The 19,090-nt window shown below is 73.4% G+C and carries 18 protein-coding genes; 8 read left to right on the top strand and 10 right to left on the bottom strand.

Features of this window, described 5'->3' with window-relative positions; genetic code table 11:
- Window positions 1–24: 24 nt before the first annotated feature.
- The 3 genes from DEJ49_RS33925 to DEJ49_RS33915 are packed head-to-tail and all read right to left on the bottom strand — an operon-like array spanning window position 25 to window position 3,714.
- Entirely contained in the window at window positions 25–2,217 is a 2,193-nt protein-coding gene (locus tag DEJ49_RS33925; protein WP_190329539.1) for an MMPL family transporter, read from the bottom strand.
- The gene (locus DEJ49_RS33920) at window positions 2,217–3,443 is read right to left on the bottom strand and encodes a beta-ketoacyl-[acyl-carrier-protein] synthase family protein (RefSeq protein WP_150187656.1); all 1,227 of its coding nucleotides are present in this window, start codon (window positions 3,441–3,443) and stop codon (window positions 2,217–2,219) included. Before DEJ49_RS33920 ends, DEJ49_RS33925 begins: the two co-directional genes overlap by 1 nt.
- Entirely contained in the window at window positions 3,433–3,714 is a 282-nt protein-coding gene (locus DEJ49_RS33915) for a phosphopantetheine-binding protein (protein ID WP_150187655.1), read from the bottom strand. The genes DEJ49_RS33920 and DEJ49_RS33915 overlap by 11 nt, the downstream gene beginning before the upstream one ends.
- Window positions 3,715–3,892: 178 nt before the next feature.
- Between DEJ49_RS33915 and DEJ49_RS33910 the strand changes: the two genes are divergently transcribed.
- Together DEJ49_RS33910 and DEJ49_RS33905 are read left to right on the top strand one after the other, a co-directional pair.
- The gene (locus DEJ49_RS33910; RefSeq protein ID WP_150187654.1) at window positions 3,893–5,305 is read left to right on the top strand and encodes an amidase; all 1,413 of its coding nucleotides are present in this window, start codon (window positions 3,893–3,895) and stop codon (window positions 5,303–5,305) included.
- A gap of 44 nt (window positions 5,306–5,349) precedes the next feature.
- Window positions 5,350–5,805, top strand: a complete 456-nt coding sequence (locus tag DEJ49_RS33905) for a type II toxin-antitoxin system PemK/MazF family toxin (protein WP_150187653.1) — start codon at window positions 5,350–5,352, stop codon at window positions 5,803–5,805.
- Here the strand turns inward: DEJ49_RS33905 and DEJ49_RS33900 are convergent.
- Window positions 5,780–6,655, bottom strand: a complete 876-nt coding sequence (locus tag DEJ49_RS33900) for a TIGR02452 family protein (protein WP_150187652.1) — start codon at window positions 6,653–6,655, stop codon at window positions 5,780–5,782. The two genes, DEJ49_RS33905 and DEJ49_RS33900, sit on opposite strands and share 26 nt — an antisense overlap.
- A gap of 160 nt (window positions 6,656–6,815) precedes the next feature.
- Between DEJ49_RS33900 and egtA the strand changes: the two genes are divergently transcribed.
- From egtA to egtD, 4 genes are read left to right on the top strand one after another with little or no spacing between them, the layout of a single operon-like run.
- Complete coding sequence (gene egtA, locus DEJ49_RS33895; protein ID WP_150187651.1) at window positions 6,816–8,156, top strand: ergothioneine biosynthesis glutamate--cysteine ligase EgtA; 1,341 nt, start codon at window positions 6,816–6,818, stop codon at window positions 8,154–8,156.
- Window positions 8,153–9,511 (top strand): ergothioneine biosynthesis protein EgtB, encoded by a 1,359-nt coding sequence (egtB, locus tag DEJ49_RS33890; RefSeq protein WP_150187650.1) that lies wholly within the window; start codon window positions 8,153–8,155, stop codon window positions 9,509–9,511. The genes egtA and egtB overlap by 4 nt, the downstream gene beginning before the upstream one ends.
- Window positions 9,511–10,266, top strand: coding sequence for an ergothioneine biosynthesis protein EgtC (gene egtC, locus DEJ49_RS33885; protein WP_150187649.1), 756 nt, complete (start codon window positions 9,511–9,513; stop codon window positions 10,264–10,266). The genes egtB and egtC overlap by 1 nt, the downstream gene beginning before the upstream one ends.
- Entirely contained in the window at window positions 10,263–11,225 is a 963-nt protein-coding gene (gene egtD / locus DEJ49_RS33880) for an L-histidine N(alpha)-methyltransferase (protein ID WP_150187648.1), read from the top strand. Before egtC ends, egtD begins: the two co-directional genes overlap by 4 nt.
- A gap of 29 nt (window positions 11,226–11,254) precedes the next feature.
- Here the strand turns inward: egtD and DEJ49_RS33875 are convergent, their stop codons facing one another.
- Window positions 11,255–12,535, bottom strand: a complete 1,281-nt coding sequence (locus tag DEJ49_RS33875; protein WP_190329538.1) for an extracellular solute-binding protein — start codon at window positions 12,533–12,535, stop codon at window positions 11,255–11,257.
- A 241-nt stretch (window positions 12,536–12,776) separates the two neighbouring features.
- Here DEJ49_RS33875 and DEJ49_RS33870 point away from each other — a divergent pair, with 241 nt between their 5' ends.
- Window positions 12,777–12,998, top strand: a complete 222-nt coding sequence (locus DEJ49_RS33870) for a dodecin (RefSeq protein ID WP_150175059.1) — start codon at window positions 12,777–12,779, stop codon at window positions 12,996–12,998.
- A gap of 11 nt (window positions 12,999–13,009) precedes the next feature.
- Here the strand turns inward: DEJ49_RS33870 and DEJ49_RS33865 are convergent, their stop codons facing one another.
- Window positions 13,010–13,516 carry an HAD family acid phosphatase gene (locus DEJ49_RS33865; RefSeq protein ID WP_150187647.1) on the bottom strand — a complete coding sequence of 169 codons (507 nt, stop codon included), beginning with the start codon at window positions 13,514–13,516 and terminating at the stop codon, window positions 13,010–13,012.
- A 94-nt stretch (window positions 13,517–13,610) separates the two neighbouring features.
- On the opposite strand from DEJ49_RS33865, the gene DEJ49_RS33860 reads away from it, so the two are divergent.
- On the top strand, window positions 13,611–14,615 hold the full coding sequence (locus DEJ49_RS33860; RefSeq protein WP_150187646.1) for an LLM class flavin-dependent oxidoreductase: 1,005 nt from the start codon (window positions 13,611–13,613) through the stop codon (window positions 14,613–14,615).
- Window positions 14,616–14,836: 221 nt separating this feature from the next.
- On the opposite strand, the gene DEJ49_RS33855 is transcribed toward DEJ49_RS33860, so the two are convergent.
- The 4 genes from DEJ49_RS33855 to DEJ49_RS33840 are packed head-to-tail and all read right to left on the bottom strand — an operon-like array spanning window position 14,837 to window position 18,961.
- Window positions 14,837–16,078, bottom strand: coding sequence for an ABC transporter permease (locus tag DEJ49_RS33855; RefSeq protein WP_150187645.1), 1,242 nt, complete (start codon window positions 16,076–16,078; stop codon window positions 14,837–14,839).
- Complete coding sequence (locus DEJ49_RS33850) at window positions 16,075–16,857, bottom strand: ABC transporter ATP-binding protein (RefSeq protein WP_223833101.1); 783 nt, start codon at window positions 16,855–16,857, stop codon at window positions 16,075–16,077. The genes DEJ49_RS33855 and DEJ49_RS33850 overlap by 4 nt, the downstream gene beginning before the upstream one ends.
- The gene (locus tag DEJ49_RS33845; RefSeq protein ID WP_223833100.1) at window positions 16,854–18,371 is read right to left on the bottom strand and encodes a peptidoglycan-binding protein; all 1,518 of its coding nucleotides are present in this window, start codon (window positions 18,369–18,371) and stop codon (window positions 16,854–16,856) included. Before DEJ49_RS33845 ends, DEJ49_RS33850 begins: the two co-directional genes overlap by 4 nt.
- A complete protein-coding gene (locus DEJ49_RS33840) occupies window positions 18,368–18,961 on the bottom strand; it encodes a hypothetical protein (protein ID WP_150187644.1) in 594 nt (197 codons plus the stop codon). Before DEJ49_RS33840 ends, DEJ49_RS33845 begins: the two co-directional genes overlap by 4 nt.
- Window positions 18,962–19,090 lie beyond the last annotated feature (129 nt).

Raw genomic sequence — 19,090 nt, 5'->3', positions numbered from 1 at the left:
CCGGCCGGTGACGGTCCGCCGTGGTCATGTGGAGCCTGATGCATCTGGATCAGCCCCGCCTCTCTTCTCGGTCGCGACGATCCCGGGCCGGGGCCCGGTACAGGTGGGGGACCACCAGTTGAGGGGGCCCAGGGCGGCCATCACGGCGGGCACCAGCACACCGCGCACCAGGACGGCGTCGACGAGCGCGCCGAGAGCGACACCGATGCCGATGAACTTGAGCAGGGCCACCTGCGAGGTGGCCATCGCGGCCGTCGAGATCGCCACGGCCGCGGCGGCGGACGTCATCAGGCGGCCGGTGCGGGCGATGCCCTCGACGATCGACGTGCGGTTGTCCGCTCCGCGGTCGAACTCCTCGCGGATACGGCCGAGCAGGAAGACCTCATAGTCGACCGACAGGGCCAGGGCGATGAACAGGACGAACAGGAGCATGGACGCGTCCAGCGTGCCCGTGGCGGTGAAGCCGCCGAGCAGGGCGCTGCCGCGGCCGTCCTGGAAGAGGACGACCAGCGCCCCGAGGATCGCGCCGAGGCTGACCGCGGCGACGGCCAGCGCCTTGAGGGGAGCGACGAGCGTGCGGGTGAAGGCGGTGAGCAGGAGCATGAGCCCTCCGCCCAGCAGGAGAAGGCAGGTGGGCAGGGCGTGGAGGACGCGGTGCGCGGTGTCGGTGACGTCCGCGGCCCGCCCGCCGACCAGGATGCTGCCCGGCGCGGAGGTGTCCCGTACCTGCCGCACCGCGGCCTGCGCCGCGCGGGTGTCGGGGGCGGCGGACGTGGCCGCCAGGAGCACCGCCCCCTCGCCCGATGGCGAGGTCGGTGACGTGGACGCCACGCGGACAGCGGTGATGCCCGGGAGGCGGGCCAGCCGCTCGCCGTAGGCGGGGGCGCCCCCGGCCGACCCGGGGCCGGTCAGCACCACGGTGAGGATCCGCTCGGGTGGTGCGGTGAACTCGGCGCGCACCTGCTGCGCCGCCGTGACGGAGGAGGCAGACGGGGGCAGGGTGCGTTCGTCCACGATGCCGAGGCGGGCGTGGGTGAACGGCACGGCGAGCAGCGCCAGGAAAAGGAGCGCCAGACCTCCCGACAGCAGGGGCCGTGCGGTGACGATAGTGGCGGTCCTGCGCCAGAAACGGCTGCCCTCGCCGGTACGGGTACGGCGCCACCGGGCCGGCGGATCGAAAGCCTGGGCCCGGGGGCCGAGCACGCACAGGCAGGCGGGCAGCACCGTCAGGGCGACCAGGGCCGCGAGCACGGCGACCGTCATACCGGCCAGGGCCAGGGCGCGCAGCATCGGCACGGGCACGGCCAGGGCGGTGGCCAGGCAGACGGTGACGGCGGCGGCCGAGAACGCCACCGAACGGCCGCTGGAGCGGCGGGCGGCCGCCAGCGCCGTGGGGAGGTCCGCGCCCCGCGCGCTCTCCTCCCGTACCCGGGCGAGCAGGAAGAGGCTGTAGTCGACGGCCAGTCCGAAGCCGATCGCGGAGGCGGCGCTCACCGCGACCCGTGAGATGTCGGCGACCTGTGCGAGCAGGCCCAGGACCGGGATGGCGCAGCCGATGGTGAGCGCGGCCACGACGACGGGCAGGAGTGCGGAGACCACGGATCCGTAGGCGAGGACCAGCACGACGAACAGGGCGGGCGCGGCCAGGAGTTCGGCGCGCCGCAAGTCGCGTTCGACGTGCTCGTCGATCTCCCGGTTGGCCCAGGTCGCGCCGCTGGGCTCCACACGGGCGGCCGGGGCGGCCGCGCGGGCCGCGGCCACCACGCGGGGTGCCGCCTCCTTGCGTTCCTTGTCCGTCCCCTTCAGCCGTACCGGGACCAGCAGGGTCCGCCCGTCCTTGGAGCGCAGCCAGGTGTTCGTCGTGGTCCGCGCGGACCACGCGGCCTCGACGTCGCCCTGCCCGGCCAGTGTCCGCACCACCGCCGCGGTGGCATCCCGGGCGACAGCGCGGCCGGCGCCGGTGTGCGGGGAGACGGCCAGGACCAGATCGGATGAGGGCACGCCGAGCCGGTCGGCCTGCCGGGCGGCGCGTTCGGCCTCGGTGCCCGTGGCGACCGCGCCGCCCGTGCTCAGCGCCGAGAAGGCGACCGGGGCCAGCGCCCCGGCGCACACCGCCGCCAGGAGGGCGCACACCAGCACCAGCCAGGCCCGCCGCACCGCACCCTGCTCGCGGGCGCCGCGCGGGCTGTCGTCCGTGGACGGGTGCGCGGCCTGCACTAGGGGGCAGCCGTGAACAGCAGGACCGCGTTCTGGCCGCCGAACCCGAAGGAGCAGCTGACGGCCGCGGTGCCGGGCACGGGCCGTGGCCGGCCCGCGACGATGTCGAGCTTGTGATCGCCGTCCTGGCCCCGGAAGTTCGCCACCGGCGGGACCTGTCCGTGCCGCAGGGCGAGGACCGTGTACGCCGCCTGGATGGCTCCGGCCGCCCCCAGCGCGTGTCCGATGACGCCTTTGGACGCGGTGACCGGCGGCCCGTCGGCGCCGAAGACCCGGGTGAGGGCCGTGGCCTCGGCGGCATCGTTCAACGGGGTGGAGGTGCCGTGCGCATGGACGTGGGCGATGTCGTCCGGTCCGCATCCCGCGTCCGTCAGCGCCGCGCGGATGGCGCGCACCGCGCCGTCTCCCCGCGGATGCGGGGCGATGGGGTGGTGGGCGTCGGCTCCTGCGCCGTACCCCCGCAGCAGTGCCTGGACGGGTGCCCCGCGGGACCGGGCCGAGCGGGCGCGTTCCAGGACGAGGACGCCGGCACCCTCGCCGAGGACGAAGCCGTCGCGGTCCGCGTCGAACGGGCGGCTGGCGAGGGCGGGTTCCTCCCGCCGCCGGGACAGCGCCCGCATCCGGGTGAAGCAGGTGGCCGTCATGCGGGAGCGGGCGGATTCGCTGCCGCCCGCAAGGACGATGTCGCACGTCCCCGACCGCAGCAGGTCCCTGGCGACTCCGATCGCGGTGGCACCCGAGGCACAGGCACTGGCGGTGGTGAAGTTGGGTCCCGACGCCCCCAGGTCGATCCCGACCTCGCCGGCGGCCATGCTGGGCACGCTGCGCGGGAGCGCGAGCGGTGAGACGCGGTCCGGCCGCCCCGCACCGAGATGACCGAACTCGCCCACGTAGGTGCTCAGGCTGTTCGATCCCACCCCCAGCACGACACCCACCCGTTCCGCGTCCCAGGTACGGGGGTCGAGGCCCGCGTCGGCGACGGCGCGCCGGGCGGCGACGAGGGCGAACTGGATGAAGCGGTCCACGCGCCGCGCCGGAGCGCGGCCGATCTCCGTGTCGGCGTCGAAGTCCGCCACCCGACAGGAGAAGTCGACCGGGAGCCCCGCCAGTTCGGGGTCATCGGCGGCCAGGGAGCGGCCCTCGCACAGGGCCTGCCAGTTCGCCTCGGCCGTATGGCCGGCCGGGGTCACCAGGCCGAGCCCGGTGACCGCGATGTCAGGACACATGCTCGAATGCCGTGGCGGCCTCACCGAGGGTGGAGGTGGGGCGGAGGTCGAGGGCGTTCTCGGGCAGGACGATCCCGAACTCCTCCTCTGCCGCGACGACCAGCTCCATCAGCCACAGCGAGTCCAGGCCGAGATCCTCGAATGTCGTCGAGGGGGACAGCTGGTCGGACCCCGCCTGCACGTCGAGGCGGTCGGTCAGCAGGGCCACCAGCTCCGCGGGGAGTTCCGGCCCCTGCGGGCTCCGCGCCGACGACTCGTCCAACTGCGTCATGTCTTCTCCCTTTTCAGTCACCTTTCGCCACCTTGACAGGACGGATCCTGACAATCCATCAGCGCCGTTGATCTCCACTCATTTGCGGCAGCGCCGTCCAGCCGTACGCGCCGTTCCCCCGCAAGCTACTGGCCGGTTAACGTTCGGGCACCCGTCGTCGAGCGAAGGTGTCCCCCACATGACTGCCGACCGTGCCGAAGGTCTGGCGCGCACCGCCCGCGCGCTGGCCGACGGAGAGGTGACCTCGCGTGCGCTGACCGAACGGACGCTGGCCAGGATCGAGGCGGCGCAGCCGGTCCTGAACGCGTTCAAGCTGGTGCGGGCGGAGGCCGCCCTCGCCGAGGCGGACGCCGCCGACCGGGAGCTCGCCGCGGGCGGGGCCGGTCCAGGGCGGCCGCTGCTCGGGGTGCCGCTTGCGGTGAAGGACGACATGGACGTGACGGGTGAGCCCACCGCGTTCGGGTGCAGGGGCGACTTTCCGCCGGCGACGGCGGACTCGGAGGCGGTGCGCCGGATCCGGGCGGCCGGGGCCGTGATCGTCGGCAAGACCAACACGTGCGAGCTGGGGCAGTGGCCGTTCACGGAGGGGCCCGGCTTCGGCGACACCCGCAACCCGTGGCACACCGGGCACACGCCGGGCGGATCCTCGGGCGGGTCGGCGGCCGCCGTCGCGGCGGGGCTCGTTCCCGCGGCGCTGGGGTCGGACGGCGCGGGGTCGGTGCGCATTCCGGCCGCCTGGACCCACCTCGTGGGGATCAAGCCGCAGCGCGGGCGGATATCGACCTGGCCGTGGCCGGAGGCGTTCCACGGCATCACCGTCAACGGGCCGCTCGCCAGGACGGTCGCGGACGCGGCGCTGCTCCTCGACGCGGCGAGCGGCAGCCACGCGGGCGACCTCCACCGGCCGCCCGCCATCCGCGCCGCGGAGGCCGCGACCCGCGATCCGGGACGGCTGCGGATCGCCCTGTCGCTGCGGATGCCGTTCACGGCGACGCCCAAGCAGCTGCATCCCGTGGTGCGGGACCGCGTGGTCGCCCTCGCCGAGCGGCTCGCCGCGCTGGGCCACGACGTCGCGGCGGCCGACCCGCGCTACGGCCAGGTCGGCCTGGCGTTCGTGCCGCGCGCGACGGCGGGCATCGCCGAGTGGGCCCGGCAGGTGCCCGACGTCTCCCTCCTGGACCGGCGCACGCGGGAAGCGGCCCGCATGGGGCGGCTGTTGGGCGGCGCCCCGCTGCGGCTCGCCCGCCGCGCGGAGGCCGTGCTGCACCGCAGGGTGGGGGCGATCTTCTCGACGTACGACGTGGTGGTCGCCCCGACGACGGCCGCGCCGCCGCCCCGCATCGGCGCACTCGCCGCGATGAGCGGCTGGCAGACCGACCGGACGATGATCGCCGCCTGTCCCTACGCGTGGCCGTGGAACGTCCTCGGCTGGCCGGGTGTCAACGTACCCGCCGGGCACACGCCGGGCGGGTTGCCCGTCGGCGCCCAGCTGCTCGGTCCCGCCGGGAGCGAACCGCTGCTGATCTCCCTGGCGGCGCAGTTGGAGGCGGACCGCCGGTGGCACGAGCAGTGGCCCGCGCCTCTGCCGTGATCGTGTTCCACGGTGACCCGTGGTCATGTTCTACGGTGACCCGTGTGACTGCCTTCACCGATGACCCGCACCTGTCCGCGACGCCCGGCCGCTCGGGCGCCACCGCGACCACCGAGGTCGAGCCGCGCGCGGTGGGCCGGGTCCGCACGGAGTACGCGCCCGACCGCGACGGAGACCCCGACCCCGGAGAGATCGTCTGGACGTGGGTGCCCTACGAGGAGAACGACGGGCGCGGCAAGGACCGGCCGGTCCTCGTGGTCGCCCGCGAGGCCTCGGGGACGCTGCTCGCCGTCCCGCTGTCGAGCAAGCGGCACGACGGCAGGGAGTGGGTGCCGATCGGGAGCGGGCCGTGGGACCGGGAGGGCCGTGACTCCTGGGTGGACGTCGACCGGGTGCTGCGGGTGCACGAACGCGGGATGCGGCGCGAGGCGTGCGCGCTGGACCGCATGCGGTTCAACCTGGTCGTACTCCGTCTCAAGGAGCGGTACGGCTGGCGCTGAGCGCACCCGTCCCCGGCTCGTGCGCGAACTCCGTCTCGAACGCGCCGCGCGTCACCGCGCCCTTCGTCCGGTCGAGCACTCCGAAGACGACGTGCGTGAACTGCCCGGCGAACCGCCCGCCTTCGCCGAGCAGCGCCCGGAAGGCGCCCGCCACCTGCGCCGGATCGTTCATGAACACGCCGCAGCCCCAGGCGCCGAGCACCAGGCGGCGGTAGCCGCACGCGGCCGCCGTCTCCAGGACGCGCTCGGCGCGCGCGGCCAGGGCCCGCCCGATGGCCGCCGCGCGCTCCGGTGCCTGGCGGCGGATCACCCCGGCGTTCGGCGCCGCGGAGGTGAGGAAGCCGACGGTGTACGGCTCGTCGAGGAGCCGCCCGCGGTCGTCGCGGAAGACGGGGACGTCGGGCGAGTGGATCACGCGGTCGGTGTAGAACGGGTCGCGGTCGGCGCGGTGGTGGGCGTAGAACCCGGGGACTTCGAGCAGGCAGGTGTACAGCGCGGAGGCGCGGCACAGCGCCTCCTCCTGTGCCTGGGCGCCGTTCAGGTACCCCCCGCCGGGGTTGCGCGCCGAGGAGAAGTTCAGCACCGCGAGGCGGGAGGCATCCGACGGGTCGTCGGCCGTCAGCCTGCGGGCCGCCTCCAGACTGCTCTCGCCGGTGACCTCGAAGCGCGTGTGCTCCACGCGCTCGCGGGGCGGCACCTCCACCGGGTCCGGCCCGAACATGCGCGTACCGGCGCGTGCCGCGGCCACCGCGTCGGCGATGACCGTCTCGCGGCCGCCCCCCGTCACGTACGCCCCCGCCGCGACGATCCGCTCCGTCTCCTGCGCCTGTCCGCGCAGCCGGGCGCTCATGTGCACGCCCCCGTGTCGTTCATGAACGCATGGTGAGCCGTGTGCGTCGGGCGGCGCAACAGAAATTCCCGGTACGTGAACGGCCTGAGGGGCACTCTTGTGCGAACGCCCTTTGAGGGTTTTGGGTGTGACGAGCAGCATCGAATGGAAGGATCCCCGCATGCCTGAGGGAGACTGTAGGAAACACCGCACGGCGGGCCGCACAACGGCGCGTGACACGGTGTCGGAAGCCGAAGTGGAAGCGCTGGTCCGCGGCATCTGCTTCAAGACGGGACCACCCCGCACCATCGGGGTCGAACTGGAATGGCTCGTCCACGAACCGGGCCTGCCCCACCTGCCCGTACCCGCCGCCCGCCTCGAAGCGGCCTATGCCGCACTGCGGGCCCTGCCCCTGCACTCGTCCGTCACCGTCGAACCCGGCGGCCAGCTGGAGCTCAGCTCGCTTCCCGCCGACTCGCTGACGGAGTGCATATCGGCCATGCAGGCCGATCTCGACGTCGTACGCGACGCGTTACGCCCCCACCGCCTCACCCTAAGCGGGGTCGGCGCCGACCCGTGGCGCCCGCCGTCGCGGATCCTGCGCGAGCCCCGCTACGACGCGCTGGAGTCGTGCCTCGACCGCGGCGGACCCGCCGGACGCCGCATGATGTGCTCGACGGCGTCCGTGCAGATCTGCCTCGACGCCGGGTACGAGGAGCCGGGCCCGCTCGGCTACGCGCGCCGCTGGCGTCTCGCCCATCTGCTCGGGCCCGTGCTGGTCGCCGCGTTCGCCAACTCACCGCTGCAGGACGGCCGCCCCACCGGCTGGCGCTCGACCCGGCAGGCCGTGTGGGCGGGCATCGAACCCGGCAGATCCGGCGCCCCGCCGCTGGACGGGGAGCCGCGCGAGACGTGGACCAGACACGCTCTCGACGCGCCGGTCATGTGCGTCAGGAGAGAGCCCGGCGAAGGCCCGTGGAGCGTGCCGGAAGGGATGACCTTCCGGGCGTGGGCCCGTGCGGGCGCCTCCCGCAGACCCACCCGGGAGGACCTCGTCTACCACCTGACCACGCTGTTCCCGCCGGTGCGCCCCCGCGGCCACCTGGAGCTGCGCATGGTCGACGCCCAGCCCGGCGAGGACGGCTGGATCGTCCCGCTCGCCGTGACGAGCGCCCTGTTCGAGGATCCCGAGGCGGCCGAGACCGCCTACCGCGCCGTGAAGCCGCTGGCCGAGCGGTACGGGCCGCCCGGCTCGACCGCCGCGCCGCACAATCCGCTCTGGCTGGACGCGGCACGCCACGGCCTCGCCGACCCCGAACTGCGCGAGGCGGCCGCCACGTGCTTCGCCGCCGCCGTCGACGCGCTGCCCCGCATCGGCGCCGGGACGTCCGTGCGGGACGCCGTGGCGACGTACGCCGCACAGTACGTCGCGCACGGCCGCTGCCCCGCCGACGACCTGCTCGACGCGGTGCGCGACGACCCCGCCCCCCACGACACACCTGGGAAGGATGTCCGCCGATGACCGGCTCCACCACCGACCCGGAAACGACCGACCCCGAAGCCCTGCGGGAGCGCGCCCTGGCCGCGCTCCTCGCCGCCCGGGAGCGCACGACCCTCCTCACCTCCTGTGTGGAGGACACCGAACTGACCGCGCAGCACTCTCCTTTGATGTCGCCGCTGGTCTGGGACCTGGCGCACATCGGGAACCAGGAGGAGCAGTGGCTGCTGCGCGCTGTCGCGGGGCGCGAGGCGATGCGGCCCGAGATCGATCCGCTGTACGACGCCTTCGAGCATCCCCGCGCCGAGCGCCCGAGCCTGCCGCTGCTGGCACCCGCGGAGGCCCGCGGCTACGCGGCCGAGGTGCGGGGACGTGCGCTGGACGTGCTGGAGAGAACCCCGTTCCGCGGCACGCCGCTCACCGACGCGGGTTTCGCCTTCGGGATGATCGCGCAGCACGAGCAGCAGCACGACGAGACGATGCTCATCACGCACCAGCTGAGGTCGGGGCAGACCGCCCTGACCGCACCGGATCCGCCGTCCTGCGAGCCGTTCACGGGCCCGAGTGAAGTCCTCGTGCCCGGCGGCCCGTTCACGATGGGGACGTCCACGGAGCCGTGGGCCCTCGACAACGAGCGTCCGGCGCACCACCGTCTCGTCCCGCCGTTCTTCATCGACACGACCCCGGTGACGAACGGCGCGTACCGGCGCTTCATCGAGGACGGCGGCTACGAACGGATGCACTGGTGGGACCCGGCGGGCTGGGCCATGGTCCGCCGCCACAACCTGTGCGCGCCGCTGTTCTGGCGGCACGAGGGCGGGCAGTGGCTGCGGCGGCGCTTCGGCACGATCGAGCCGGTCCCCGACGACGAGCCGGTCCTGCACGTCAGCTGGTACGAGGCCGACGCGTACGCGCGCTGGGCGGGTCGGCGGCTGCCCAGCGAGGAGGAGTGGGAGAAGGCCGCACGGTACGACCCGGTGACCGACCGGTCGACGCGCTACCCGTGGGGCGACTCCGACCCCACACCGGAGCGCGCCAACCTGGGCCAGCGACACCTGCGCCCCGCCCCCGCGGGAAGTTACCCGGCGGGTGAATCACCGCTCGGGGTGCGCCAGTTGATCGGCGACGTGTGGGAGTGGACGTCCGGCGACTTCCTGCCCTATCCGGGGTTCGCCGCCTTCCCCTACCGCGAGTACTCGGACGTCTTCTTCGGCGGCGACTACAAGGTGCTGCGCGGCGGCGCGTTCTCCGTCGACGAGGTGGCCTGCCGCGGCACGTTCCGCAACTGGGACCACCCGGTGCGGCGGCAGATCTTCGCCGGGTTCCGCACCGCGCGGGACGCGGGGCCCACCGAGACGCCGACGCCGGGGCCCGCCTGATGTGCCGTCACCTCGCGTTCCTCGGCCCGCCGGAGCCGCTGGGGAGTGTCCTCGTGGCGCCCGCGCACAGCCTGTTCCGGCAGTCGTGGGCGCCCCGGATGCAGCGCCACGGAACCGTCAACGCCGACGGTTTCGGCGTGGGCTGGTACGCCGAAGGGGACCCCGTGCCCGCCCGCTACCGCCGCTCCGGGCCCATCTGGGGCGACGGCTCCTTCGCCGACCTGGCGCGGGTCGTACGCTCCGGGGCGGCGCTCGGCGCGGTGCGCGACGCGACGCTCTCGGGAGCGGACGGAGAGGCCGCGGCGGCGCCCTTCGCCGCCGGGCCGTGGCTGTTCAGCCACAACGGCGCGCTCACCGGCTGGCCCCGCTCCCTCGGGACGCTCGCGCAGGGCCTGCCCCCCGCCGAGCTGCTCTCGATGGAGGCGCGCTGCGACTCCGCACTGGTGTGGGCGCTCGTCCTGAACCGGCTGCGCCGTGGCGACGAAGAGGCACAGGCCCTCGCGGACACCGTCCTGGAGGTCGCGGAGGCCGCGCCCGGCTCGCGCCTCAACCTCCTGCTCACCAATGGCGACACGATCGCCGCGACCGCCTGGGGCGACACGCTCTGGTACCTCGCGGAACCCGGCCGCCGCACCGTCGTGGCCTCCGAGCCCTACGACGACGACCCGCACTGGCGCGAGGTGCCCGACCGCACCCTGCTCGCCGCCAGCCGCACCGACGTACTGCTGACCCCGCTCAAGGAGCCCCCCGCGTGAGCCCGTTCCTGCTGACCCGCACCCTGCCCGAGGACGCCACCGGCGCGGCCCTGCGCGCCGACGTCCTCCAGGGCCTCACCCGCACCCCGAAGACACTGCCGCCCAAGTGGTTCTATGACGCCCGCGGCAGCGCCCTCTTCGAGGAGATCACCACCCTGCCCGAGTACTACCCCACCCGCGCCGAACGCGAGATCCTCGTCGCCCGCGCCGACCGGATCGCGAAGATCACGGAGGCTCGGACGCTGATCGAGCTGGGCTCGGGCTCCTCGGAGAAGACCCGCCACCTCATCGACGCCATGGCGTCCCTGCACACCTACGTTCCCGTCGACGTGAGCGAGAGCGCGCTGACCGGCGCCGCGAACACCCTGCTCGCGCAGCGGCCCGCGCTCGACGTGCACGCACTGATCGCCGACTTCACCCGCGGCCTCGCCCTGCCCGGCACACCCGGGCCCCGGCTTGTCGCCTTCCTCGGCGGCACGATCGGCAACCTGCTGCCCGCCGAACGCGCCGCGTTCCTCGCCTCCGTGCACGACCTCCTCTCCCCCGGCGACACGCTGCTCCTCGGCACGGACCTGGTGAAGGACGACTCGGTCCTCGTCTCCGCGTACGACGACGGGACGGGCGTGACCGCCGCGTTCAACAAGAACGTCCTGACGGTCATCAACCGCGAGCTGGGCGGGGACTTCGACCCGGACGCCTTCGAGCACGTGGCCGTCTGGGACCGCGAGCACGAGTGGATCGAAATGCGGCTGCGCTCCACGGCCGACCAGACGGTGAAGATCCACGCGCTCGACCTCGCGGTCGACTTCGCCGCGGGCGAGGAGCTCCGCACGGAGATCTCGGCGAAGTTCCGTGAGGACGGCGTACGTGCCGAACTGGCCGCCGCCGGTCTTGAGCTGGCGCACTGGTGGACGGACGAGAGAGGGCGCTTCGCGCTGTCGCTGAGCACGGTGGCGTAGCGCCCGCCGTCGTCACTGGGCGTCGGTGGTCACAAGCCGCCGACGTCCAGTGTCCTGGTGATCCGGGCCGATGCCTTGCGGGCCTCGGTCGCCGGGTCGCCGCCGGTCAGGACCTTCGTCATGTAGCCCTTGATCGGGTTGTCCGCCTCGACCTCCGCCCAGCGCGGGGAGTTGGGGGTCGCTTGGCCGTTCGCCGCGCCGACGGCCATCGCCGCCACGCCCTCCTCGTCGGCGACCGCCGGGGCCAGCTTCGCCTTGTTCGGGACGTAGTTCATGGTCCGCGCAAGATCGGTCTGCCACTTCTTGCCCGCCAGCGCCTCGATCACCTCGACGGCACCCTTGTGGTCGTCGCTGTGCTCGGGCACGACGAGGTCGGAGCCGCCGGTGAAGACAGCGGCGGGCTTGCCGGCCTTCTTGCCCGGGATGGGGAAGAAACCGAGCTTGCCCTTGAGTTCGGGGTTCTTCTCCTCGATGGCGCGGGCCGCGCCGGGCACCGCGACGATCTGCGCGACCTTGCCGTCCGCGAACACGCCGGTCTGCGGCGGGTGTTCCTCGTCGGCGTCGCGCGGACCGTCGCCGAGCGCCTGCAGCTGCCGGTAGAACTCCATGCCGCGCAGCGCCTCGGGCGTGTGCAGGGTGCCGCTCCAGTCGCCGGAGGACTCCTTGGTCTCCTTGGCCAGGTCGCCGCCCTCGTCCCAGATGAAGCCGGAGAGGGTGTACCAGTCCTGGCCCGCGAGGTAGATGCCCTGCTTGCCGCCGGTGTTCAGCTTCTGCGTGGCCTCGATCCACTCGGCGCGGGTGCGGGGCGGGGTCTTGATGCCGGCCGCGGCGAACAGGTCCTTGTTGTAGATGACGACGCGGTTGGCGGCGTACCAGGGGATGCCGTACTGGGCCCCTCGGTAGCGGCCCGGCTCGGCGAGGCCCGGCAGCCAGTCGTCCATGCCGAGGTCGCGCGCGGACTCCAGGGTCAGGTCGTACAGGCCGCCCTCGTCGACGTACTGCGCGACCTGGGTGTTGCCGACCTCGATGACCTCGGGTCCTTCGCCGCCCTCCTCCTTGAGCGCCTTCTTCACCTTGGCGCCGATGCCGGTCCATTCCTGGATGCGGATGTCCAGGTCGATGCCGTCGTGCTCCTTCTCGAAGTCCGACGTGAAGCGCTTGATGAACTCCGGGGACGCGCTGTCCTTCATCAGCCAGACCGTGACGGTCCGGGAGTCGTCACCGCCGGGCAGCACGCCGCACCCGGCGACCAGGACGGTGGAGGAGAGGACGAGCGCCAGGGACACGGCGGCACGGTGGTGCGGTCTCACGTGGGTCACTTTCTGCCTGCGGACAGGGAAGGTCAGCCCGACGCGGGGGGTGAGCGCACACGGCTCGAACGGGTACTGGCTGGATTTTGGTCCGTACCAATGAACTGGTCAAGGGGTACACCGTCGCGTACGCCGTCTCGCGCCACGGGAGGGACTGGGGCACGGTGGAGTGACGGCACTTCCCGGCGCCGTGCGGCACCGTGCCGTACGGCCCCACCCGACGGCCCGGAGGAACATCCTCATGTCGAACCACACGTACCGTGTCACCGAGATCGTCGGCACCTCGCACGAGGGCGTCGACCAGGCGATCCGCAACGGCATCGCGCGGGCCTCGCAGACGCTCCGCTCGCTGGACTGGTTCGAGGTCACGCAGGTGCGCGGCCACATCCTGGACGGCGAGATCCAGCACTACCAGGTCGGCCTGAAGGTGGGCTTCCGGCTGGAGGACGACGCCGAGGTATGAGGCCCGGTCGCCTAGGTGCGGCCCTCGCGCTCCTGGGCGTCCTTGAGGGTCTCCGGCGTGTTCGCCCAGGTCACCCGGACGACGGTGAAGCCGGCGCGTTCCGCGTCGGCGCAGACCAGCTCGTCGTCGTCCACGAGCATGCGGACCGTCCGCTTGCGGGCGAGCTCCTGGAGGATCTCCAGTTTGGTGCGGCGTGCGGGGCGCCGGTCGTTGTTGCGGCGCATCCAGATCCGCCCCTCCGGCAGCCCCTGGCGGGCCAGCCAGTCCACCGTGTCGGCACGGCAGCGCTCGGGGCGGCCGGTCAGATAGACGACCTCGCACTCCGCCGCGCTCGCCAGGGCCAGCTCGACGCCGCGGGCCAGCGGCGGGTCCTGGGGCGCCGCGGCGAAGAACGCGTCCCAGTCGCGGGGCCTGCCCTCCAGGAAGCGCTGCCGGTGGCCGGTGTCCGCGAGGGTGCCGTCCAGGTCGAACACGGCCAGGGGCCTGCTGCTGTCCTTGGGGGATCTGCTGTCTTCCATCACGTCGACAGCGTAGGAGCGCCCGGAGCCGATCCGCGAGGCGGGCCGGTGCCGGCATCGGGAATCCCGGCGGGCCGTGTGCGTTGAACCCTGTGTGAGCTCAGTGATCGCGGCAACCCGGTTCTCCGTCCTCGACCGATCGCGCACCCGGGAGGGGCACGACGGCCCCGAGGCCCTGCGCGACACGGTGCGCCTGGCCCAGGACGTCGAGGCACTCGGTTTTCATCGCTTCTGGGTCAGCGAGCACCACGGGGTGCCGGGCGTCGCGGGCTCGGCGCCCACCGTCCTCGCGTCGGCCGTCGCGGCGGCCACCCGCACCATCCGGGTCGGCACCGGCGGTGTGATGCTGCCGAACCATCAGTCGCTGGTGGTCGCCGAGCAGTTCGGGGTGCTCGAATCGCTCTTCCCCGGCCGGATCGACATGGGGCTCGGCCGGTCGGTCGGCTTCACCGACGGGGTGCGCAAGGCACTGGGGCGCGACAAGCACGACGCCGCGGACTTCGCGACGCAGCTCGGTGAGCTGCTCGACTGGTTCCGCGGCACGTCGGCGACGGGGGTGCGGGCCAGGCCCGCCGAGGGCCTGACCGTCCCGCCGTACGTCCTGGCGGTGGGCGAGGGCGCGACGATCGCCGCCGACGCGGGCCTTCCGCTGGTCATCGGCGACCTCCGGGGCCGCGAGAAGATGCTGCGCGGCATCGACCGGTACCGGAGCGGCTTCCGGCCCTCGCCGTGGCTGGCGGAGCCCTACGTCATGATCGCGGGCAGCGTCGCCGTGGCGGAGAGCCGGGAGGCGGCGCGCCGGCTGCTCGTGCCGGAGGCCTGGTCGATGGCGTACTCGCGCACGCACGGCACGTTCCCGCCGCTGCTGCCCGCCGAGCGCGTGGAGTCCCTGACCATGACGGAGAAGGAGCGCGGCTTCTACGAGTCGGGGCTGACCGGCCACGTGCACGGCACGGAGGAGCAGGTCGCCGACGAGCTGGAGCGAGTGATCAAGGAGAGCGGGGCGCAGGAGGTGCTGGTGACGACCAGTACGTACGACCGGGCGGGGCTCCTCGACTCGTTCCGGCGTCTTGCGCGGGTGGCGGGGCTGGCCGCCTGATCTCGGCTGTCCGACCGTTCGCGGCCGGACAGCGCCGGGTCCCGTCCGCGTCGCGTTCCGGGATCGGCCCGGAGGCGGCGCGGACGGGCGCGGTGCGCCTGTGGCACGGGGGATGGGCTCCAGCAGGAGCACCGCGGTCCCTGAGGCCCTTTCGGGCCTCGCGGAGGGTCTTGGGGGCCTTCAGGTGGGCGGCGGCGGTCTCACGAGACGGGTGGCGGGTCTCATGTCGTCGCCAGGGCCTCGGTCGGGGGCAGCCGTGCCGCGCGTACCGCCGGGTAGAAGCCGGCGAGGCCGCCGATGACGAGCGTGGCGCCGACGCCGCCCGCCATTGCCCAGACGGGGACGACGGACGGCCAGCCCTGGTAGGAGGCGTAGCCGCCGGTGACGGCGATGCCGAGCAGGACGCCGCCCAGGCCGCCGAGCGCGGACAGGAGCAGCGCCTCGGCCAGGAACTGGGTGCGGATCTGCCCGCGGGTGGCGCCGAGCGAGCGGCGCAGGCCGATCTCGGAGCGGCGTTCCAGGACGGAGATGACCATGGTGTTGGCGACGCCGACGCCGCCCACGAGCAGGGCCACTCCGCCGAGGCCGAGCAGCAGTCCACTGAGGGTGTCGTCGGTGGCTTCCTTGGCGGCCAGCGCGTCCGACGGCCGGGAGACGTTGGCCTCGTTGGGGCTCTCGGGGTTGGTGGTGGCGCCCAGGACTTCCTGCACGTCGTTGACGGACGATTCATCGGCGCGTGTGAAGATGGTGGTCGGCGAGCCGTCGAAGTCCAGTTCCCGCTCCGCCACGGACCAGCCCACGAGGGCGGACGAGTCGAGGGACGGCACGAGTTCGTTGGGGGCGAGCAGGCCGACGACGGTGAACCAGTGGCCGCCGATCCAGACCTTCACGTCGTCCCCCGCCCGGTGCACGCCGAGCTGCTCGGCGGCCTTGGGACCGAGGACGACCGCCGGGTAGCGGCTGTTGGCGGCGTTGAGCCAGCGGCCGTCGACGATCTCCGCGCCGACCGACTTCGGCAGGTCCGTGCGGGCCGCCGACACGTTGAGGCCGCCGGTCTCCTCCACCGGCGTGTGGTCGCTGCGGTACACCTTGGCGCTCGTCTTGCCGAGGGCGGAGACCGACTCCACGTCGTCCATCGCCGCGATCATGTCGACGGACTCTTCCGGCAGATGGGCCTCGCCGCCGCTGAAGTTCTGCCCCGGGGTCACCGTCAGGAGGTTGGTGCCCAGGTCCTGCAGCCTGCGGTTGAGGTCCTCGGTGGAGGAGGTGGAGATGCCGACCACGCCGACCATCGCGGCGATGCCGATGGCGATGCCGAGCGCCGAGAGGAACACCCGCATCGGCCGGGAGCGCAGCCCGGAGCCGCCGACCCGCAGCACGTCGGCGGGGTTCATCCGGGCGGGCTTCGGCCGTCGCGGGGGCTCGGGGGCCGCGGCGCGCTCCAGCTCCTTGATCGCGGTCATCGCACGGCCTCCTGGGGCACGAGGGCGTCGTGGGAAACGAGGGCAGAGGAGTCGCCGTCGGCCGTGAGCGAGTCGTGCTCGATCCGGCCGTCCTTGAGGCGCACCTCGCGGGGCAGGGTGGCGGCGATGTCGCGGTCGTGGGTGATGACCACGACGGTCGTCCCGGCCTCGTGCAGCTCGTGGAGCAGCTCGATGACGACGGCTCCCGACCGTGAGTCGAGCGCGCCGGTCGGTTCGTCGGCGAGCAGCAGCGGCGGGTCGCCGAGCACGGCGCGGGCGATGGCCACGCGCTGCTTCTCGCCGCCGGACAACTGGTGCGGCTGGTGGTAGAGCCGGTGGCCGAGGCCGACGCGGCGCAGCGCCCGTTCGGCGAGGCGGCGCCGCTCGCCGCGCGGCCTGCCGCTGTAGAGCAGTCCGTCGGCGACGCTGTCCAGTGCCGGTACGCCGAAGGCCAGGTGGAACTGCTGGAAGACGAAGCCGATGGTGTCGGCGCGCAGTGCGGACAGTTCGCGGTCGGTCAGGTCGGCCACGTCGTGCCCGTCGATGCGGACGCGGCCCGCCGACGGGCGGTCCAGGGTGCCCATGATGTTGAGCATCGTGGACTTGCCGGACCCCGATGGGCCGACGATGGCGAGGAGTTCACCGCGCCGGATGACCAGGTCGGCGCCGCGCAGGGCGGCGACGTCCTCGTACGTCTTGGAGACGCCCGTCAGCTCGACCACGGGCCGGTCCGCGGCGGAGACGGAGGCGACAGGGAGCTCCGGGGTGGACGAGGTCACTTGGGGACCCCCACGACGGTGCCTTCCTTGATGCCCTTGCCGGACACCTCGACCCTGCTGTCGGCGAACATGCCGAGCTTGACCGGGCGGTACTCGGTGCCGTCCGCGGTGACGACCTCCACCGCGTACCCTCCGCCGCGCTGCGCCACCAGGGCGCTCACGGGGACGACGAGGACGTCCTTGCGGGACTCGGCCTTCAGCGTGACCTGGACGGCGGCGGCCTGGTAGCGCCCGAGGCCCTTCTGGTCCTTCACCGTCAGCTCGACGGGCAGGGTGGCCTTGTCGTCGGAGTTCCCCGAGCCGGAGTCGCCGGAGCCGGATCCGGAGCCGTCCGCGGAGTCGTCGCCCTTGGAGGTGGAAGGTGTCCCGATGTCCGTGACCTCGGCCTGCACAGTGGTGTTGTCGGGGAGTTCGACGGTGACCTTGGTGCCCTTCTCGACCAAATCCTCGAACTGCACGTCCAAGTCGACGCCGACGATCCGCTCGGTGCCGGTCCAGGACAGAATGCTGCCGCTGAGGGCGGCGCCGGGCGAGGTCTTCACGTCGGCGACGCGCCGAGCGCCGTCGGCGACCACGGCGTCCCCGGCGGCCACGGTGCCGGTCTCCTCACGGTTCAGGTCGTCCTGCCACTCCTTGACGGCCTCGGCGGTCGCGGAGTTGTACGTGTCGTCGACGGTGAACCCCGTGTAGCCGAGGGCACGGAGGTTCTTCTCCAGCATCTTGACGTCGTCGCCCGTGCTGCCGGACTGCAGGGTGCGGTACAGCGGGAACGAGCCGTACAGGAGCGGTATCCGCTGCTGGTCGACGCGGTAGACGGTGTCGCCGCGCTCGATCCTCTTGCCCTCCTCGGGCACCCAGGTGACGATGCCGTCGCCCGCGCTGCCCGCGGCGGCGGAGCCTTGCCCTGACTGGTCGGACTGGCCCTGCCCGGACTGGCCCTGTCCCGACTGTCCCTGGCCCGACTGTCCGTCGCCCGTGCCGGAGGACGAGGCCGGTGCCTGCACGGTGGTCGCGTCGCCGTAGCCGAGATTGCCGTCGACGGTCTCGGTGTCGGTGAGCGTGGTGCGCTCCACTTTCGCCGTGGCGGGCGGGCCCGAGGGCGCGGAGCCCCCGGAGCCGCCGCCGTCGCCGCCGATGGTGCCGGTGGCGGCGACGCCGGCCGCCGCGGCCACGGTGATCGCGGCGAGCGCGATCAGCGAGGTGCGCAGCGGTCGGCGCCTGCGGCCACCGCCGTGCGGCGCCCCGTCGTCGTCGGAGCCGTCGTCGGAACCGCCGCCCACCGCGGTGTCCGGTGCGGTGGCGGCCTCCGCGGTGAGGGACGTCTCCAGGTCGCGGGTCCGGGGGCGGGTGTCCGGGTCGGGTTCCTCGGCGGTGTCGACCGCTCCGGGCCGCTGCGTCGACACCTCGCCGGCACTGTGCCGCTTCGTCGACATCTCACCGGAGCTGTGCCGTTCCAGCGCGCCGGACGGCTCGCCGGCCACGGACAGCGCTTCGGTCTCGTCGCGGCTGGTCACTGCGGGACGCCTCCCCCTTGACCGTTGTTCATCATCATGCCGCCGCCGGGGTACTTGCTCTGGCAGGCGCCCATGGCCTTGGTGAACTCGGCGCCGCCCGGGGTGATGCCGGTGCCGTTGATGTCGATCTTCATGTTGCTGCCCTCGATCTCCGGGTCGGGGAACTTGGGGAGCCCGTTCTCGCGCAGGCACTTCGCCCAGGCCGAGACCTTCCCCGAGTCGAGGGCGGCGCCACCGCCACCGCCGCCGCCCAGGCCCTGCGGGGCCTTGTCGCGGCAGGCCTCCTCGGCCTTCTTGAACGACTCGGAGTTCGGATCGACGCCCTCGCCGGGGGTGAGCCTGACGCCGCCGGTGTCCTGCTGTGGGTCGGGGTAGTCGGGCGCCCCGTTCTCGCGCATGCACTTGGAGTACGCGAGTCCCTGGTCGAAGGGGCTGGTCGGGGACGCGGACGGGTCCTTGTCCGACGAGGCGGCGGAGGAGTCCCCCGAGCAGCCCGTGAGGACGCCTCCGGCGACGAGGGCGGACGCGGCGACGAGTGCGGGGGCGATGGCTCGCTTGCGTGCGAATGCTCGCTTGTGTGAGGTGAACATGGACCCAACTTCTACGCGGCGGCCGGTCACACGGCGGGCACAAAGCGGGGCGTCCGCACAGTGCCCTGAAGGGTGCGGGACAGCGCACCGGGACATGCCGGAACGACCGCCCACGCGAGGGGGTGCGGC

This window comes from Streptomyces venezuelae (assembly GCF_008642335.1).
GTDB lineage: Bacteria > Actinomycetota > Actinomycetes > Streptomycetales > Streptomycetaceae > Streptomyces > Streptomyces venezuelae_F.
Note: the sequence above shows the minus strand (reverse complement) of the source record. Positions and strands in the feature narration are given on the sequence as shown.

Excerpts from the sequence above, each read along its gene's own strand:
- DEJ49_RS33920 (WP_150187656.1), bottom strand. The coding sequence starts at position 3,443 with ATGTGTCCTGACATCGCGGTCACCGGGCTCGGCCTGGTGACCCCGGCC.
- DEJ49_RS33915 (WP_150187655.1), bottom strand. The coding sequence starts at position 3,714 with ATGACGCAGTTGGACGAGTCGTCGGCGCGGAGCCCGCAGGGGCCGGAA.
- DEJ49_RS33910 (WP_150187654.1), top strand. The coding sequence starts at position 3,893 with ATGACTGCCGACCGTGCCGAAGGTCTGGCGCGCACCGCCCGCGCGCTG.
- DEJ49_RS33900 (WP_150187652.1), bottom strand. The coding sequence starts at position 6,655 with ATGAGCGCCCGGCTGCGCGGACAGGCGCAGGAGACGGAGCGGATCGTC.
- egtA (WP_150187651.1), top strand. The coding sequence starts at position 6,816 with ATGCCTGAGGGAGACTGTAGGAAACACCGCACGGCGGGCCGCACAACG.
- egtB (WP_150187650.1), top strand. The coding sequence starts at position 8,153 with ATGACCGGCTCCACCACCGACCCGGAAACGACCGACCCCGAAGCCCTG.
- egtC (WP_150187649.1), top strand. The coding sequence starts at position 9,511 with ATGTGCCGTCACCTCGCGTTCCTCGGCCCGCCGGAGCCGCTGGGGAGT.
- DEJ49_RS33870 (WP_150175059.1), top strand. The coding sequence starts at position 12,777 with ATGTCGAACCACACGTACCGTGTCACCGAGATCGTCGGCACCTCGCAC.
- DEJ49_RS33865 (WP_150187647.1), bottom strand. The coding sequence starts at position 13,516 with ATGGAAGACAGCAGATCCCCCAAGGACAGCAGCAGGCCCCTGGCCGTG.
- DEJ49_RS33855 (WP_150187645.1), bottom strand. The coding sequence starts at position 16,078 with ATGACCGCGATCAAGGAGCTGGAGCGCGCCGCGGCCCCCGAGCCCCCG.
- DEJ49_RS33840 (WP_150187644.1), bottom strand. The coding sequence starts at position 18,961 with ATGTTCACCTCACACAAGCGAGCATTCGCACGCAAGCGAGCCATCGCC.